The organism is Cohnella hashimotonis (assembly GCF_030014955.1).
Taxonomy (GTDB): Bacteria; Bacillota; Bacilli; order Paenibacillales; family Paenibacillaceae; genus Cohnella; species Cohnella hashimotonis.
The window spans coordinates 3,982,829-4,001,149 of the sequence record NZ_JAGRPV010000001.1 but is presented as its reverse complement, the minus strand read 5'-3'; the positions used below and the strand labels follow the sequence as shown (position 1 = coordinate 4,001,149).

The 18,321-nt window shown below is 52.7% G+C and carries 14 protein-coding genes and 2 tRNA genes; 8 read left to right on the top strand and 8 right to left on the bottom strand.

What is annotated here, in order from left to right:
- Positions 1–108 precede the first annotated feature (108 nt).
- The 5 genes from KB449_RS16125 (at position 109) to KB449_RS16105 (ending at position 6,033) form a co-directional block, all read left to right on the top strand.
- Entirely contained in the window at positions 109–1,881 is a 1,773-nt protein-coding gene (locus tag KB449_RS16125; protein WP_282909353.1) for a right-handed parallel beta-helix repeat-containing protein, read from the top strand.
- An 8-nt stretch (positions 1,882–1,889) separates the two neighbouring features.
- Positions 1,890–2,783: an ABC transporter permease gene (locus KB449_RS16120; protein WP_282909352.1), complete on the top strand. Its 894-nt coding sequence runs from the start codon at positions 1,890–1,892 to the stop codon at positions 2,781–2,783.
- A 57-nt stretch (positions 2,784–2,840) separates the two neighbouring features.
- Entirely contained in the window at positions 2,841–3,677 is an 837-nt protein-coding gene (locus KB449_RS16115) for a carbohydrate ABC transporter permease (protein WP_282909351.1), read from the top strand.
- Between the two features lie 51 nt (positions 3,678–3,728).
- On the top strand, positions 3,729–5,330 hold the full coding sequence (locus KB449_RS16110; protein ID WP_282909350.1) for an extracellular solute-binding protein: 1,602 nt from the start codon (positions 3,729–3,731) through the stop codon (positions 5,328–5,330).
- A gap of 94 nt (positions 5,331–5,424) precedes the next feature.
- Positions 5,425–6,033 carry an SGNH/GDSL hydrolase family protein gene (locus tag KB449_RS16105; protein ID WP_282909349.1) on the top strand — a complete coding sequence of 203 codons (609 nt, stop codon included), beginning with the start codon at positions 5,425–5,427 and terminating at the stop codon, positions 6,031–6,033.
- Positions 6,034–6,093: 60 nt separating this feature from the next.
- Here KB449_RS16105 and KB449_RS16100 read toward each other — a convergent pair whose 3' ends face one another.
- Positions 6,094–11,229, bottom strand: coding sequence for an S-layer homology domain-containing protein (locus KB449_RS16100; RefSeq protein ID WP_282909348.1), 5,136 nt, complete (start codon positions 11,227–11,229; stop codon positions 6,094–6,096).
- Between the two features lie 490 nt (positions 11,230–11,719).
- Between KB449_RS16100 and KB449_RS16095 the strand changes: the two genes are divergently transcribed.
- Complete coding sequence (locus KB449_RS16095; protein ID WP_282909347.1) at positions 11,720–11,932, top strand: KGG domain-containing protein; 213 nt, start codon at positions 11,720–11,722, stop codon at positions 11,930–11,932.
- Between the two features lie 140 nt (positions 11,933–12,072).
- Here the strand turns inward: KB449_RS16095 and KB449_RS16090 are convergent, their stop codons facing one another.
- On the bottom strand, positions 12,073–12,606 hold the full coding sequence (locus KB449_RS16090) for a YdhK family protein (protein ID WP_282909346.1): 534 nt from the start codon (positions 12,604–12,606) through the stop codon (positions 12,073–12,075).
- A 197-nt stretch (positions 12,607–12,803) separates the two neighbouring features.
- Here KB449_RS16090 and KB449_RS16085 point away from each other — a divergent pair, with 197 nt between their 5' ends.
- Entirely contained in the window at positions 12,804–12,974 is a 171-nt protein-coding gene (locus KB449_RS16085; RefSeq protein ID WP_282909345.1) for a hypothetical protein, read from the top strand.
- 51 nt (positions 12,975–13,025) lie between these two features.
- On the opposite strand, the gene dat is transcribed toward KB449_RS16085, so the two are convergent.
- A complete protein-coding gene (gene dat / locus KB449_RS16080) occupies positions 13,026–13,871 on the bottom strand; it encodes a D-amino-acid transaminase (protein WP_282909344.1) in 846 nt (281 codons plus the stop codon).
- 90 nt (positions 13,872–13,961) lie between these two features.
- Here dat and KB449_RS16075 point away from each other — a divergent pair, with 90 nt between their 5' ends.
- The gene (locus KB449_RS16075) at positions 13,962–14,714 is read left to right on the top strand and encodes a uracil-DNA glycosylase (protein ID WP_282909343.1); all 753 of its coding nucleotides are present in this window, start codon (positions 13,962–13,964) and stop codon (positions 14,712–14,714) included.
- A 62-nt stretch (positions 14,715–14,776) separates the two neighbouring features.
- Here the strand turns inward: KB449_RS16075 and KB449_RS16070 are convergent, their stop codons facing one another.
- The 5 genes from KB449_RS16070 to KB449_RS16050 all read right to left on the bottom strand — a co-directional run bounded on the left by KB449_RS16070 (position 14,777) and on the right by KB449_RS16050 (position 18,058).
- Positions 14,777–15,706, bottom strand: a complete 930-nt coding sequence (locus KB449_RS16070) for an S-layer homology domain-containing protein (protein WP_282909342.1) — start codon at positions 15,704–15,706, stop codon at positions 14,777–14,779.
- Between the two features lie 153 nt (positions 15,707–15,859).
- Entirely contained in the window at positions 15,860–17,035 is a 1,176-nt protein-coding gene (locus KB449_RS16065) for an acyltransferase family protein (protein WP_282909341.1), read from the bottom strand.
- Positions 17,036–17,163: 128 nt separating this feature from the next.
- A tRNA-Val gene (locus tag KB449_RS16060) sits at positions 17,164–17,239 on the bottom strand.
- 130 nt (positions 17,240–17,369) lie between these two features.
- Positions 17,370–17,792: a hypothetical protein gene (locus KB449_RS16055; RefSeq protein WP_282909340.1), complete on the bottom strand. Its 423-nt coding sequence runs from the start codon at positions 17,790–17,792 to the stop codon at positions 17,370–17,372.
- 190 nt (positions 17,793–17,982) lie between these two features.
- A tRNA-Val gene (locus KB449_RS16050) sits at positions 17,983–18,058 on the bottom strand.
- Positions 18,059–18,321 lie beyond the last annotated feature (263 nt).

Genomic DNA, 18,321 nt, shown 5'->3' with positions numbered 1-18,321 from the left:
ACAAACGACAATCATTCTTCCGAACTGAGCACATGTGACCCCGAAACACGCTGTGGCACAATAATAGTAGCCATTAGGTTAACGCGGCGTTATAGAAGGAGAGATAGCATGGACATCGAAATTACGAGTCCTTCCTGGAAGGAATACAAGAAAGTCAGCGTGACGGAATTCGGGGCTAGAGCCGGGGGGAAGCGTTGCAACGGAGCGGCATTCCAGCGTGCAATCGAATATTGTAAGAGCGAAGGAATCTCGGAACTAACCGTGCCTAAAGGGGTGTACTATTTCCGCGATGGAAATCATCCGACTTTCGATGGCCTAAGCGATTTTCGCTTCGATGGAGGAGACTCCGAATTTATCTTTTCTACCTTGAAGGCGTTTGTCGATATTCGGAACTGCGAGCGGGTCGAATTCCGCCATTTTGCAGTCGACTGGGATTGGGAGGTTAAGCAACTCGCAAGCATTGGGCTCGTTCGGGGAGTTGCCGAAGACGGGACGTCATTTGACCTTGTCTTTCCCGAATACGATACGGTTCCCGAGGAGTTCCCTCTTCGTACATTTAACCCTATGAACCCGGCTACGCTCACACCGGGCTGCGAACTGGGGCACGAGTTTAACGGGATCCATCTGGGCAAGGCGAGCGCCATGGGAGGCAACGTCTTACGCGTCGAGCTCCCGAGGCCCGAATCGTACCGCTTCCTGAAGCAAGATCAAGCCTATATTGTGCGTCACTACGTATACGACACGAATGCGATAGAGCTGCACGGCAACGCGCACTTGACCCTATCGAACGTGACGATATATTCCGCTCCGGGCCATGCGTTCATATCGACAGGGGACCAGCATCATTGGAAGTTGGAGCGATGCAGGATCGTGAAGCGACCCGGAACGACCCGCTGCATTACCGCAACGGCAGACGGATGCCACATTAGCAATTCGCAAGGCTACTTTATCATCGATAGTTGCGATTTCAGCTACAACGGCGACGATTGCTTGAATATTCATGACAATTCCGTTCAAGGGTTCCGGAGAATCGATGCCAAGACGATAAGGTTAAGCCGCGTGCAAAGGTGGCGCAATCCGTTCGGCCCGGGGGATTCGGTCGAGTTCCGCCATGCGGATTTGTCGCCGGCCGGAATTGCGGCGAATGTTGCCGCCGTAAGCTGGGACGAAGGGCGAGAGCAATGCGTGCTTGAATTCGCAAGCGAGCTTCCCGCCGAGCTTAACGACCGATCCATTCTTTTTAATCGAAGATACGATTCCGGACACTACGTCGTGCGCCATAATTTCTTCCATCAGAATCGGGCCAGAGGCATCCTGCTCCATGCCGGCGAGGGTCTAGTGGAAAATAACCGTTTCTATAGGAATCAGGGGTCCGCTATACAAATCGAATGCGGCGCGGAAGAGCGCTGGGCGGAAGGTTTCGGCGTACGCAATCTAGTGATTCGCGATAATTGGATCGAGAGCAGCGACGTGAACCATTGGAACATGGCCGTCATCTATATGGGGGTGTATCTGGACCAAGGCAGAACGGACTATCCTATCTTCCAGGATATCCGGATCGAGAACAACACGATCGTGAATTGTCCGCAGCAAGCGATTTACGTGTCTTCCTGCGAGCGCGTATTCCTTCGGAATAATGCGTTGGTGAACCCGAATGCCGGGCCGTTGAAGACGGCGCAAGACGGAGATGAGAATTGCGTCGCGAACCGCGAATATTATCGTGGCAGTCTGATGGCTAGTCATTGCAACGACGTCTACATCGAGAATAACCGAAGGCTATCGATCATTCCGACGATGGAGAGTCATATCTACATCGAACCGAATACGAGTCGAAGCGTTACTTTGCGCGATAATATCGGATTCGCCGAAGAAGACAGGTGACCGCCGACATGACGAAGCGAATGATGAAATACAAAATGCTATACGTCATGCTGCTGCCGGCAATCGTGTTCTTATTCGTATTTAATTACATTCCGATGTACGGTGCGTCGATCGCTTTCAAAGATTTCTGGATCACGAAAGGGATTCTGGGAAGCCCGTGGGTCGGGTTCGATCATTTCGAGCAGTTGTTCAAGACCGATAAGTTCTGGCAAGTGTTCCGCAATACGATCGAGATCAACCTGCTGCGACTCGTATTCGGATTTCCGGCTCCGATCTTCCTAGCCATCTTATTAAATGAGGTGCGCCTTAAATGGTTCAAACGTTCGATCCAAACGATCGTGTACTTGCCGCACTTCATCTCCTGGGTTACCATCTCGGGCATTATTTTCTCGCTGCTCTCCAATGAAGGGCTGGTTAATAAAGTCATTACGGCTTTCGGGGGAGACAGCGTCAACTTCCTGACGAGCAACGGCATGTTCCGTCCCCTTCTCGTTCTCTCCGGCATATGGAAAGAAATCGGCTGGGGTACGATCATTTTTTTGGCCGCTTTATCGGGCGTTAATCCGGATCTGTACGAAGCGGCTACCGTGGACGGGGCGAACCGGTTCAAACAAATCGTTCATATTACACTGCCGAGCTTGCTTCCTATTATCTCTATTCTTCTTATATTGAACTTTGGAAGTATGATGACCGGCGGGTTCGACCAAGTATTCAACCTGTATAACACGATGGTATACGAAAGCGGCGATGTCATCGACACTTACGTGTACCGGATCGGATTGACCCAAGGGAAATACAGCATGGCAACGGCAATCGGTCTGTTTCTGAATGTCATCAATTTCGTCCTGCTTATCGTCGTAAATAGCGCCTCCAAGAAAATGAGCGGACAAGGAATTTATTAAAGGCGGTGAGCAACCATCGTAAAGTCGACAAGCCTATCCGGGAAAATATTCGATTCTTTGAACATCCTGTTTCTCGTATTCATGGTGCTGATTACGCTGTATCCCTTCTGGCACGTGCTGGTAGGTTCGATCATGCCTTACGAGGAATCGATTCGATCCACCTTGCATTTGTTCCCTAGGAGAATATCTTTCGAGGCTTACGAATTCGTATTCTCCAAGGATACGATCATGAGATCCCTTCTTGTCTCCTTGTTTGTGACGGTCGCGGGAACCTTGTACCAACTATTCGTTACGGCGATCACGGCTTATCCGCTGATCAAACACGATCTTCCCGGCAGGTCCGCGATTTTCCTGTTTATCATCTTCACCATGTTTTTCGGCGGAGGATTGATTCCTTATTACCTGCTGATCAAGAATCTGGGATTGGTGAATAGTCTTGCGGTAATGATTATCCCCGCGGCGATCAGCACGTATAACATGATCGTCCTGAAGACGTTCTTCCAGAACATTCCGATCGAACTGGAGGAATCGGCGAAGATGGACGGCGCAGGATATATGAAAATATTCTTTCGAATCATTCTGCCGTTGTCTGTCCCCGCTCTGGCGACGATCGCCTTGTTCATTGCGGTAGGACAATGGAATAACTGGTATACTCCGATGCTGTTCCTGAACGATAAGGAGATTTGGCCTTTAGCGATGGTATTGAGGGATATCCTTATCAACAACAATATGGAGCTCACCCGCGGAGGCAGCTTCGTCAGCGAGGAATTCATGCTCGGCGACACGATCAAGAACGCGGTCGTCATCGTATCCGTCGTTCCGATTATTGTCGTGTATCCCTTCATCCAGAAGCACTTCGTGAAAGGGGTGATGATCGGTTCGATCAAGAGTTGAACCTTTCACTGGAAATCCGTAATCTAATTATAACTAGGGGAGTTGGTACGCATGTTTAACAGAAGAAACAAACTCGTATTCGCAGTAATGGCTGCATTCGCGCTTGGAAGCGTTCTCTCGGGTTGCGGCAACAACAACAACGGTGCGGCCTCATCGGCGCCAAGCGCCGCGACGGCAAGCGGCAGCGCGGTGAACGCGCCAAGCGAGTCGGCGGAGCCGGTCGAACTGAGCGTGTTCAGTTGGATGTTCGAGGGGGCGGACGCGCCGGATTCGGTTATTTACAAGCAGCTTCAGGAGAAGCTGAACATTCGAATCAAGCCGATTACGGCTTCTTGGAACGACTGGGAAGAGAAACTGAACGTCATGATTGCCTCCGGGGAAATGCCCGACGTCTTTGTCTCCTATGGGATCGACCGTCCGGTTCAATACCGCCAGTGGATTAAAGAAGGCATGGTGCTTCCGATATCCGATTATGCCGACCAATATCCGAATATCAAGAATTCGTTAGCCAACTTCGAAGTATTGGCCAAGACGACGGGAAATAAGCAATACTCACTGCCGATTTATAACGAAGCGGGCAGCGGCAAAGATGCGGTCAGCGGGCATAACATCCTGATTCGCAAAGATTGGCTGGACAAGCTAAACCTTCAAGTGCCGACGACGATTGATGAATTTTACGCCGTCGCCAAGGCATTCTCAGAGAACGATCCGGACGGCAACGGCAAGAAGGATACTTACGGTTATACGTCCAGCTCCGGCGGCGTATGGTGGCAATACCCGATCTTTAATGCGTTCGACACGAGCACGGAGCGTTGGGAGAAGGAAGAAGGACAATGGACACCGGAAGTCATATCCGATGAAACGAAGGATGCCGTAACGTTCTTGAATGGAATGTATAATGAGAAGATCCTCGATCCCGAATTCATGCTGAATACGGATGACAAGAAAATCGAGAAATTCGTGACGGGCAAAGTCGGCATGATCATTCACAATGCCAATGCAACGTTCTACAACGATATCTACAATAAATTTTTAAAGGCAAGTCCGGATGCGGATCCGAAATCCATTTTCACCTGGGTCGGCACGTTAAAGGGGAAATCGGGCATTCAACGGATGGACGGCTTCAATAACTTCTGGTGCGAAACATCTATCAATGCCGGCATCTCCGAAGAGAAACAAAAGAAAGCGCTGGAGCTTCTCGATTACTTGCTCTCCGATGAAGGCCAGAATCTGATGCTCAACGGCGTCGAAGGCGTGCATTACAAGAAAGAAGGAGACAAGATCGTTCCTTTGCTGTCGGATGAAGAGAAGTCCAAGGACAAGGCATTCAGCCTGAAGGCGCTCGTTTCTTGGAACACGGATTATTTACCCGACAGTACGCCGAATAAGGAAGACATCGTGGCCTTGTCTAAATCCACAGGCGATTATGCCGTACCTAATCCGTTGGCTTACTTGAATATTAGCGAGGATGCGTTGGATCCAAGCATTCCTAATCAGTTGAATGACTACGTTAACGAAGAAATCATCAAGCTCATTGTTGAATCCAAGGACGTCAATGTGGATTTCGTGAAATTCAAGGATGCTTGGTTGTCTAAAGGCGGCACGAAGGTGATCGAAGAAACGAATAAAGAAGCCGTAGCGGAAGGGCGTTAATCGAACGCCAACGAGTATCGTTATCGAGGGACTATTCCAGACGCAAGATTCTGCGGATAGTCCCTTACTTTTGACATAGGAGGAGGATATACAGATGAACTTTCAGGATGGACAGAAGCTCTTATTTATCGGAGACAGCATTACGGATAGCGGACGGAAGGACGATCCCGACGGGCTCGGAGGAGGGTATGTTCGGATGGCGAGGGATTATCTCTCGATCGCTCATCCGGCGGTTTTCTTACAGATCGAGAACAGGGGCGTAAGCGGGGAAACGATACTTGATCTGCATGCACGCTGGCAAGAGGATGTGATCGCGTTGAAGCCCGATTGGTTAACGATATCGATCGGCATTAACGACGAATGGAAGGAAGTCGGCTTAACGAAGTATCGGGACACGTATTGCGAACTGCTAGAGGAGACGAAGAAACGGACGGACGCATCGTTCATCTTGATGGAGACGACGATTATCTCGGAGGATCCGGACGATGGCAAAAACGAGCGTTTACTGCCTTATAATCAAGCGATCAGGGAAGTCGCGCAACAGTTCGGGGCGATACTCGTACCGCAGAATCGATTATTCACGTCTTACCTGCGAGAGCAACGGAGGAGAACGCTTACCGTCGATCAGGTGCACATGAACTCGACCGGCAACTGGTTCATGGCTATGAATTGGCTGAAGGCTTGCGGGGTTATCAAAGAATAGTCGACTTCCTAAAAATAGAAAAACCTTCTCCAACCATAAGAGGTTGGAGAAGGTTTTTGTTTATTTGCGATGGTCGTTCAACAAGTTGTAGAGGAGTTGAGCAGCCTCTGCACGAGTGGCTTCGTGCCCCGGCGCGAACCGGTTGTCTCCCTTGCCTTGCATGAGCTTGGCTTCCGATACGGCGACGACAAATGGAATTGAACATTGCGGGATGTCGTTAACGTCAGCGTATTTGGCTTCGCCATTTGTCGTCGGGAGGCCGATCGCGCGTACGATCATGGCCGCCATCTCCATGCGGGTGATCGGCTCTTGCGGGGCGAATCGATTATCAGCCTTGCCTAACACGATGCCGGCTTCCACGGCTGCCGCGATGGCGTCCGCGTACCAGGCATCCGATCTTACATCGGTGAAAACGGTATCCGCATTGGTTGCTTGCAGATGCAGCGCGCGGACGAGAAGCGTGACGAATTCGGCACGGGTCGTAACGCTTGACGGATTGAATCTCGCATCGGTCACGCCTTTCACGATATGCTTGGCGGCTAGCGCTTGCAACGCACGTGCGGCCCAATGACCCGAAGAGACGTCCTCGAAGGTCAACTTGTACTCAATGACGGAGTATAGACCGAGATACGGCAAATCGACGGTAATTCGATGCTGCGACGGATCGATATCGCCGCCGATGTATTCCCACTGTTTCGCGGCTTCGTCGTACCCATAGATGCCGAGCAGCTCATCGTTCGCATCTATATCGTACGAGAGCGAGAGAGAGAGTCCGCCCTTGTAGGGTTCAACAGCAGCTTGCTTTCCCTCGGAGGTGAATAGGCTAACACGGATATCGATCATTTGACTTGCGGCTCGGAGCATGGCTCGGCCATCGGAAGTGGGGATGCTTGCCTTCTTAGAATCGGTTACGGGTACGGCTCTTACTTCGATGGTCGCTCCTTCCAACTGATCCGATTGTCCGATCCACGCCTTCAGCAAGGACGGCGACAAGGTGATCGTCGCTTGTCCGATTTCGAGAGTAAGGGGAGTATCTCCGATCGTGGACACCGGAATGACGGCAACCGTCGGATCGGAATGGTCAGTGCTCCCTGGGTTTCCGGACGGAATCGTAATGTCGTCGGCATGAAGCGTAAGACGCAGCTCATTGGAGAGTTCGCTGACTCCGTATGCATCGTAAGCCTCGACCGCGAAGAAATAGGTCGTTCCGATGGACAGTCCTTCAATCTCGGAGGCTGTCGAGTTGCCGAGTTCGAGTGTATGGGTGTAAGTGCCGCTGGCCGTGCCGTATTTCAGCGTATACCCGGTTGCGCCGGCGACTTCGGGCCATATCAAGGATACTTTGCCTCCCGGCATCGCGGTTCCGCCGATCGCAGGAGCCGTAAGAAGCTGGTGGCCGAGTAATAAATAGCCGAACAATCCGGGGGCCTTCCCAGCACCGATTCCGCTATTATATTCGATCCACCCGTTGCGCGCGTCGCCGGAAGCCGGATTCACATGGGTGCCGTCGCTATAATTGGCCAGCACGGAGATGCCGAGCGAAGAACCGTCTCCGATCGGAGTGCCGGAAGGAATGATCTCGCTCCAAGGGATGGCGATTTCATAGTCGGTAAGTTTGGTCGACTCGTTGCGCACGATCGAGAGTTGCCCCGAAGAGTAAGCTCCGGCAACTTTGCCGCCGATCGCATGGTAGCGATAGGCGAGTGCGCTTCCGTCGTCCGTTAGCCCGAACGCGAACTCGGTATAGCCCTTGCTTCCAGGGGCGCTGCCCCGGTCGGGATCGATCGCGATCTGAATGCTGGAGCCTTTCCACAGATCGGCAGCGTTCGTAATGGACAGATGGTGCTCATCTTCGGTTACCGAAACAGCCACGTATAAATTCGTATCGTCCCAGCGAGTATTCCCTGCGGCTTTTAGCTTCTGAGGCGTCCAGTTATCGGAGAACGCGCTGTCGATGTTATTAACCTGTGAGAGTTGATCTATGCGGAAATCCGCGGTTTCCCAATCCGATAGATCGCCGTCAATGATCGGAGCCGTTGTCGCGTAGAGACTTCGGAGGGCGACGACTTGCTTGTCAATAGTAATCGGTGCCGACTCAATGACTCCGCCGTTCGTATCATGCACTTTGTACTGCAACCGATGCTTGCCGTTCTTTAATCCCTCAAGGAGGAAGGAGTAAGGGAACGAGTCCGATTCTTGCGCCAGTCGATCGTCTACGAACAATTGAACGCTGCGAACATTCGGGATGCCCGACAGGTAAGGCTTCGCGATCAAGCTGGCTAAGCTGATGATATCTTGATCGCGAGGAGCCATGAAGTCGACCAACTTCGGCTGTTCGGGCGTGAGGACGGTCGCCCCGGTCGTAATGCCAACCGTATCCGATGCGACGCCGACGTTGCCGTTCCGGTCTTCCGCTTCTACCCGATAATAATAAGTTGTGTTCGTTTGCACATCCTCCCGATCCTCGAATGAAGCGGATGCAGATTCGCCTACCATGTTGGCGTAAGTCAGTTCGAACTGAGGCGTCACGCTTCTATAAATATTATAGTGTGCGATCCCTGAACCTTGATCCTCCGCGAGCTCCCAAGTAAGCTGCACATATCCGTCCGCTACTGCGGCTACGTTGCTGACGGAAGAAGGAGCGGTTTGGTCCTGCGGAAGCACTTGGCTATTCAGATCGTATCCCGTACCCGCTTGCCATAAGGCTAAGTCGGTATATTCTGTCCCGTGCAGGATCGAGCGGAATGCGGCAGAATCGCTGTATATCCGGTTCCCGTCAATAGCGCTTATGCTCGTATTCGGCGCGATGCTGAACACTTCGTTATCCGGCATTCCTTGTCCGATAACAACGTTGTTGTTATGAATCGTTATTCCTGTCCAAGTCCCGTAGGGATTGGATGCGCTGTTGATCGCCGAAGTACCGTCGACGTCCACGAGAATCGTGTTGCTCGCGACTTCTACGTTGTGCAGGCCGGAAGAGAGATCCGGTCTTCCCGTGAAGTTGCCGAGGGCAATCTGGCCGTTCCCGTTCGATTGCTGCGCTTTGTTGCCTTTGACTTTGTTGTTGATGATTTTGGTGCCGTAATTGCTCATGGTCGTGATGCCGTTGCCTTTATTATCGTGCGAATAGTTGTATTGCACGGTGATGTTGTCGCAATACCAATCTATGTTAAGGCCAGCTCCGTCAAATCCGGAATTGGCGTCTTTCATGTTATAAATTTCATTGAACTTGATGACCGAATCCCGAGAGGCGATAAACCATAATCCTCCCGGTCCCCAAGTATCCGTGCCGAGTCCTCCGTCGTGTACGACGTTCCGTTCGATGACCGAGTTGTGCGCATTCTGCACGACGATACCTTGGCTGGCCGTGTTGTACACTTCGTTTCCGGAAACTTTGACATTGCCGTACATAAGCTGCGAACGCAATTCTTCGTTCTTCTCCGTATCCCAGCCTGTCGTCGTTATCGCGTACCAGCCAATATCATGAACCGTGTTATTGGAGATCGTTAGGTCTCTTGCTACTTCCTTGTTGTCCGTTCCCGGAACAGAGGCCGAGATGACGATGCCGTTCGTGTTGCTGTCATAGGTAGAGCTGTACACATCATTCCCGTCGATAAGTACGTTCCCGTGACCGTTCGAGTTATCGTAATAGAGTTGAATGCCCGCCGTGATATTGCTCCACGATTGGGTCGAGGAGGGGATAATCTGCAAGGCCAATCCTTGAATCACCCAGTTGCTTAAGTTGCGTCCTGATAGGACACTTCCTCCATGAGGGGCATTCCAGGCGATTACAGGTTTATCTCCCGTGCCATAAGAGCTAACCTTAATCGGATATTCAGCCGTGCCCGAGCCTTGCAGAATAAGCGGTTCGTTCCAACGATCTCCCGACTTTAACAGGAGGTTGTCTCCGGCATGGAACTCGGCTTCGTTTGCCTTCTCCAGCGTCCTCCAGGCAGTCGCTTCGCTTAATCCATCGTTGTTGTCGTCGCCCAAGCTGGAGCTGACGTAGAACGTCGTATTGCCGTCGGAGATAATCGGTACGGACACTTGCTCAACGATCACATTGTCGTAGCTTGCCGTTGCGTTCAATAGCATTAAAGCGATTTTACCGGTGGTATAGGTCGAATCCACCACGGAAAGATATTTATTTCCATCGATGTAAAGGTCAAGATATTTGCCGGCCGCGACGCCTTTCCAAACATAGGACCGCCCCGTTTGCATGGAGAACGGAGCTTCCGCGACAATCGTCTCTTCTCCGTTTATTATCTTCAAGATCTGCAGCTTACCGCCGTCGCTGTCGGATAAATAGCGCATGTCATATCCGTCGCCGGAATCTTGTTGTCGCAGGCGGATGCCCGCCGAACCGTCAGAGCTGAGCGACGAGAGCGCGAGGCGCGTCTGAACGGAATAGTTAGACCAAGAGAGTTCTCCCGAGACGGCTTCACCGCCGTTGTCGTCGGATTGAACGAATACATGGTTGGCCGTCGTATCCAACACCGATACGTTATCGTATTCCACCGAGGTCGCCCATGTGGCTAGTCCGATTTTTCCCGATAGGTATGGATCAGAGTTGTCCGCGGTCGAGAGAACAAGCTCTCCGTCACGGTATATCTTGAATTGATTGCCGATAGCCTCGACTTTAATCCCAACGGTTGCCGACGTCTGAAGCGACGGGCCGTCGTAGGCTGAAATCCAGTCTTGAGCGCTTCCGTTCTGCTTCATGAGTCTGATGTAGGTCTCGCTCATGTACAAATAGTAAAAATGCAGGCTGTCTTGATAGCGGAAATCCATCATCGCCCCAGCGCCGTTTACTAGCTTGACGTCCGCCTCGTATACGTAATTCGTCCATGAAGAGTCCCCTGCGATCAACTCGGAGGCTCCTCCGGCGCTTTGCCTGTACGAGATAGATGTGCCGTTCTGAACCGCAGACCAGGAGCCGCCGTTGTTTGTCCATTTGGCAGCGTTTCCATTTTCGAAGTCGTCCGAGAACAACGGTTCGTTATTGCCTTCCTCCGTGACCCAGCTGCCGCTGCCTATCGTCCAAGCCGCAGCATTCGTTCCTTCGAAATCATCCTGGAACATCGGTGGTCCTGCTTGCGCGGCGGATGCCGGTTTCGCGGCCAGAGGAAGGCTCGAGAATGCCATTATCAGCGCAAGTGCTGCAATGGTGAACTGCCGATAGATCGATTTTTTCATTTAAATGGTCCTCCATTCTTAGATATCGATACTAATCTAGCATTGGAGGCTTGAAATTTGACATGTATTAAGAAGGCGAAACGCCATGTGGTTTTCTATGACAATGGGACTCCTGGCGCTTGAAGCCGTCGAGGAGCAAAACAAGAACAGGGATAAGCCAATAAGCCCGTTTCAGGACTTAATCCTGCGATGGGTGACCATCGTACGGGTTCGACCCCTGTCCTCTGCATTAAGCTTTTCGCCGACTACTGGGTTGACGTTGTCGACAACGAAAGTCTTCGGTACGATTGCAATTTTACATTAAGACTTCTAACACGCTCTGTCTCGTTGTTCGCGAATCCCGCGAATGCTGAGGCGGAGCGTTTTCGTTTAACCGACAGCGATCGCCGTTGTTATTTTGAGAAAGCTCTCATTATCGTTTACACTCATCGGGTACGGGTACATATACCGTGGGCAGGCAAGCCCGACAAACCCAAAGGAGTGATTCTGAATGGCACGCAACGACGACAACAACACGATGAGCCGCGAAGAAGCAGGACGTATGGGTGGAGAAGCGACAGCAAGGACGCATGACAAGGAATTTTACCAAGAAATCGGCGAAAAGGGCGGCGAAGCCCGAGGCGGCAGCAACAACCGCAGCCAAAGCGACGATCGGAACGGCATGAGCCGCGAAGAGGCAGGCCGCAAGGGCGGTCGCTCCTGATCGTAGAATCCATTGCGAATGGATGCCAGCAATCGTAAAATAGCGTTACTGCAAAGCGCTGAATGCGGCCGCCGCATTCGGCGCTTTGCTATTTTCCGTGATACGAAAAACGTTCGGACTAAAATGACAACAGGGACGGGTTATCTGGCGGACAACTCGTCTTCGGATACCCATCGATGGTTTTTAACCGTATCTCCGCCGGTAGTCGGATCGTAGTCTACGGAATAGACGGTGCCTTTCACGACGAGATCGATTGTGGCCGCGGCCCCCATCATGCCTTCCATATGGTCCGCATTCAGCGTGACGGAGTCGCCCGGCGCGTAGCGCGCTTCGCCCGCATCTTTTAACTCCTCCTGGATCACCCACTTGTGATCATGGACAGTCTTGCCGCCCGTTGCGGGTTTGTAAGTTACTGCGTAAAGGGTCGTATCGAATGCCCCGGATACCGTACCCTCGGCGCCGTTCATCCCTTCCATGTGATCCGAATGAATCGTAACCTTGCTTCCGACAGGAAATGCAGGGGCGGATGCTTTCTTTAATCCCTCGAACGTGGCCGTTGAAAGAGCGTGCGCTTGATGGTCCATGGCCTGCATGCCTTCCACGTTAGCGCCTCTCGCGCAACCGTTAAGCATGAGCGTGGCAGTAACTCCGAGAATGAGTAGTGTCTTTTTCATTATTTTGAACCTCCTTCCACCTTGTTATACTATACCCCATTAGGGTATATTGCAATACAAGAATTACGAAATCAGCCGTTTTCGGTTGTCCAAATATCCTTCCGCTTTGGCAGGAAATCGGGGGATGGGCGTTGAATTCAAAATGACAGGAAAACGGGGAAAGCGCGCGAAGCGCCGAAAGAATGGAGTGTTACGGCATGATGAAGCAGTACGCGATCGATCTGGCCAAAAAATTGTACAGAGAGCATGAGCGATCGTACTTCGTCGTTCAGGAAGAGGGCGCGGATTCTTACAGAGTCGTAGACAAAGCGGAGAAGGAAGAAAAACAACTGAACCGTTATGTCGTGTTCAGCATCGAGGTCGGTTAACGATATTGGAACGGCTCCGTTCGCGCTGGAAGCGCGGCGGAGCCGTTTTTATTATTGCTCCAGCCCAATGGCGGCCGAAAATTCGCGCTGCAGCCTGCGCGTGAGCGGGCCGGGCCTGCCATCGCCGATCTTGCGGCCGTCCACGGACACGATCGGCGTGATCTCCACGGTCGTGCCCGTCACGAACGCCTCATCGGCGCCGTACAGCTCGTCCAGAGAGAAGGGGCGCTCTTCGGCAGGGATCTCCGCGGCGCGTGCCAGTCGAAGCGTTACGGCGCGCGTGACGCCGTGCAAAATCAGGTTGTTCGCCGGATGCGTGACAAGTACGCCGTCTTTGACGATCATGACGTTGGACGCGCTGCTTTCGGTCACGGTGCTGTTCCGGTGCAGGACGGCATCCGCGGCGCCGCGTTCCGCCGCTTCTTGCTTTGCGAGCACGTTGGCAAGCAGGTTCAGCGTCTTGTAATTACAGTGCAGCCAGCGGATATCCTCGAGCGTGATGGCCGATATGCCTTGATCCATCGCTTGAACGGGGCGCGCTACTTCGCGCGTATACGCAAGCGCGACGGGGGCGGCGCCGGCAGGGAAGAGATGATTGCGAGGCGCGACTCCGCGCGTAATTTGCAGATACACGGTGCCTTCGGACAGCGCGTTCCGCTCCACCAATTCGCTCATTGCCGCGCGCAGTCCCTCGATTCCCCAGGGCAATGCGAGCTTAAGCCCTTCTGCGCTAAGCCGCAGCCGTTCGAAGTGCGCTTCTGCTTCGAACAATCGGCCGCCATAGACGCGGAATACCTCGTAGATGCCGTCCCCGAAGTTATAGCCGCGGTCATACGGCGAGATCCGCACTTCCTCCTCGGGCAGGAATGCGTTGTCGTACCAGCAGATTGAAGTCATGGGACGCGTCTCCTTTGCCTTTTGGGCGAACAGATCGATTCTGATATAATAGAATCGCTTCATAGCTATCATAAATCAGGAGGCGTGCCTATGCCAGCGGTGTTCAAGAACGATTGGGAGCCCCTGCTGCAACCCGAACTGGACAAACCCTATTATAAGACGCTCCGAACGCAATTGGCGGCCGAATACCGCGAGCGGACGGTCTTTCCGGACATGCACCATATTTTCGAGGCGCTTCATCTGACTTCCTATCGGAATGCGAAGGTCGTCATCCTTGGCCAGGATCCGTATCATGGCGCGGGACAGGCGCACGGTCTCAGCTTTTCCGTACTGCCTGGCGTGCGGCAGCCGCCGTCGCTTCGCAATATTTTCAAGGAGCTTCAGAGCGATCTCGGCTGCCCGGTTCCAAGCCATGGCAATCTATCGCATTGGGCGAAGCAGGGCGTGCTGCTGCTAAATGCAGTGCTGACGGTACGGGAAGGGGAGGCCAACTCTCACAAGGGACTAGGCTGGGAAAGGTTCACGGACGCCGTCGTAGCGGCGCTGAACGAGCGGCAAGAGCCGCTCGTGTTCATCCTGTGGGGCAGCCATGCGCAGAAGAAAGCGGCTTTTATCGATAAAAGCAAGCACTTCGTAATCGCATCTGCGCATCCGAGCCCCTTGTCCGCGCACAACGGCTTTCTTGGCAGCCGGCCGTTCTCCAAGGCGAACGACTACCTTCGGCAAGCCGGCCTTAAGCCGATCGATTGGTGCGTGCCCGAATTGACGGCAGGGGAGACGGAGCGCATGCGGCAGGAGACTGCGGCGTCCGCTGAGGAAGCCGATACGGGCGGCCGCGGCTGAAGCTGTGCACGCAAAAAAAAGAGCCGCCGGAGATGTTCCCGGCGGCTCTTTTTTTGCGTCAATTATTTTGCCTCGCCGCCAAGAACCGGGGTGTAGGCGTTGCTTACGTAAACGGTCGCTTTGACCGTCGTGATCACTTGCGGGTAAAGCGCCGCCGGGTCGGGCTTGACGATTCGATAGGTGACGATCGCTTGCTTATCCTTAAAAGCGACGTTCGCGATTTCGATGCCATAGCCCGGATGCGGAGCTTGGGCGGATATCGTGACTTTCAGCGCTTCGCTGCCGTAAGCCTCGCTCGTCAGCTTGACTTCAGTCAGCGGAGAAGCGGGCTGCTCGGGCTCTGCCGGAGGCACGGGCTGCGTGTTTTTCACGAACGCGAGCGCCTTGGCGAGGATGACCGCGGCTTCGCTGCGCGTGATTGCATCCTTCGGACGGAATTTCCCGTTGTCGAGCGAAGCGATTTTGCCGACGAGCAGCTTTTGGACGCTGTCCATGTAGCCTTTCGTGACTTTATCCTCGTCTTTGAACGTTTGGTACATTTCGATCCAGGCATAGTCGCCCTTTTTGCTGATCGCCTTGAAGATCCAGTGCGCGAATTGCTCGCGCGTGACTTTGCCGTTCGGGTCGATGTCGCGCGGGATCTCGAGGCCGTTCAGGTTCGCGACGATGAAGGCTTTGGCATAATACGCATCGTCCTTGACCTTCGTAAAGAAGTCGCTCGCCTTGGGCTCCTTGATAAACCGGATGTTGTCGATGTTGAGTCCGAATCCGTTCACGATGAGCAGGACGGCCGATTGCGCCGTAAGCGCGCTTTTCGGCTTGAACATCCCACTGCCGTCGCCTTTGATCAGGCCTTTCTTTTGAAGCTGTTCGATGTAGCTTTTGCCGGCATCCTTGTCGATATCGTTGAAGGCGAACGCGGAGCCGCTTGCGCTCAGGGTGAACAGCAAGACGGCGAGTAGAACAAACAAGCTCTTGTACGATTTTTTCATGATCGTGTCCTCCTTGTATGGATTGTTTTTCCCGATCGGTCAACCACTAAAACGTAAGGTTGCGCAGAAAGGTTGCAGCAAACAAAAAAGGAAGCCTTGAGAGCTTCCTTCGTCGAGCGGCCCTATTGAAATGGTGTCGTATTTCCAACGGTCTCAGACGGCCGCTTGATTTTCCTTTCCGTCGTTGCGAAGCCGGACCCTGTTCTTCGGCTCGCGGTTCAGCTTGCCTGCAATTCGTCTGCCAAGCGCGATGGACGGCAGCTCGATATATTTATAGCCCAGGTAACCTACGGCCAAGGAAAGGGCGACTGCCGAAGGCAGCAGCAGATAAAAAGAGGCGCGGCCGTAGAAATAATGCATGAAAGAAAGCAGGATCAGGAAGTGGTACAAATACAAGCTGAACGATATTTTTCCGAGAAAAACAGGCGGTTTGCGCGTAAGCCAATAGGTCGCCCGGGGCGACGAGAGGGACAAAACAAGAATGGCGCACACGCCGATTGCGTATGTGTAGTCTCCGGCCATCCACCCGAAAGGAAACGCCGTTTGAGTGCCCGCCAAACTTTTTTCGATGAAGGAACCGTAATTAAAAACGAAAAAACCTGCGATCCAAAAAACCCAACGGATATGTGCGAGACGTTCGCCGATGAATCCGATTAGCTCGCTTTTGTATTTGGCGATGAGCATGCCCAGTATAAAAAAAGACAAATAATGAAGCGTGTCTGCTGCGTCGATGTGAGCGTAAGAGATCGCCATGGCGGACATTGCGGATAGCGCAGGCAGCAAGATCAACGTTGTACCCCATTTGCGGGCCAACAGGATCAAGACGACGAAAGGGAAGACGATCGAGATCCGCATTTCATGTACAAGCGTCCAAATAACGCCGTTCAGATCGACGGTCCTGAAGGGGCCGATCGCGATCACATGACTGACGATCTCTTTGACGTTGAGCGAATGCGTCCAATTGGCATTGTATGCGGGCGGGAACAGCTCGCTTTGAAACTTAGGGGCGTAAGCCAGCAAAGGAATGGCTATCGCGATGCTTATGATGTAAGGCACATAGATTCTAAAAAAGCGCTTCACGATATAGCCCCCGTAGGCGACCTTTCGGCTGCCGAGAATGGGGAGGGAGAGGACGAAACCGCTGAGTACAAAGAAAAAGATGACAGCCGCATGGCCGTTCACGAGAAAAACGAAAGGGGAGAAGGAGGACTCGAACAATAGAGCTGCCATTGCCGAATGCTCTGCATGAACCGCGTACACATGTCCTAGCACAACGATCGCTGCGGCTAATCCCCTCAGCGCATCCAATTGCAGATATCGGTTTTTCATCGGGCGAGCTCCTCCGGGAAGTTGATGGATACATAATGTATCATTTTCCGGAGATTGTCAATACGGGCCTGCGACTCAAAATAAAAAAGAGCTTTCGATGAAATCGAGAGCTCTGTTGTCGTTAAGTATGGTGATCTGAACAGGGATCGAACCTGTGACCCCTACCCTGTCAAGGTAGTGCTCTCCCAGCTGAGCTATCAGATCATGTTTGGTGGCGACTTGATTGATTATAGAGGAAGATTAACGTCGTGTAAAGTGTTTATTCAAAAAAAAATTCGAGGGCCAAAATCGGCGAGTCGGCTTTGCGCCGACCCGCGATTTGGAACCGGCCAAGTTACGTATTTTTTTTGGCTTCGGCCGTCCAGGTACGGTTGATTTGTTCCTTGAGATGGACGCGTTCTTTATCGAGCAGCTTGCCGATCAGCTGATCCTCGCTCATGCCTTTGCTTTTGCCGATTTGAGCGATCGACTTGCCTTTCTTGAGCTCGTCGATCAGCTGCGGCGGCGTCATGCCCAGCACTTCGGCCATATCGTTCAGTCTGCGCTGATGCTTGCGGCCGTGGTGATGGCCCTCGCGATGGACGCGTTCTGCGCCAGGCATCGGCGCGGCTGAAGCCGGCGTCTGAACCTGTCGGGAGACCGACGGCTCGTCTCCGGTTGGTGTCTCGGCGCTGGCCTTGCCGACCATTGCGGGAGAGGCTAGCGCCAGCAGCAGCGTCGCTGCGAGCAGCGCGTTGCGTCGAGAAGTTTTTAACATGGTGAATTCCCTCCTTCGGTTGTTATTGTGAGCAGGGGAGGCTGACTTTAAACGGGGTGAAAAGAAATGACAGGAAAATTGAATCCGGGGGAGGTGTGCGGGAGCGAAGGAGTAACGAACAAAACAGCTGGAGATGTCGAACGAAATAAAAGAAGCCTAGCGGCTGCTAGACTTCTGTCATGGATAAGTATGGTGATCTGAACAGGGATCGAACCTGTGACCCCTACCCTGTCAAGGTAGTGCTCTCCCAGCTGAGCTATCAGATCGTATCGGAAGGACTTTTATATAATAGCAAGACAAGCGATCGAAGTCAACAACTGATTTCAATAAAATTTTGGCCGGTTCGTGGATGATACGCCCAATCGCCGCGTAAACTGGTGATACCGGTATCTAAGGCTAGTATGGACAGAATCGGAGGCGCTTCCCGGGAATGGACAATATCCCGTTGTTGACGTTATGGCTCGTCTTGCTGTTCGGACTCATCGGCGCGGTGCTGCTTGCGGTCGTAAGGCTGCTCGATCGCGAAGGA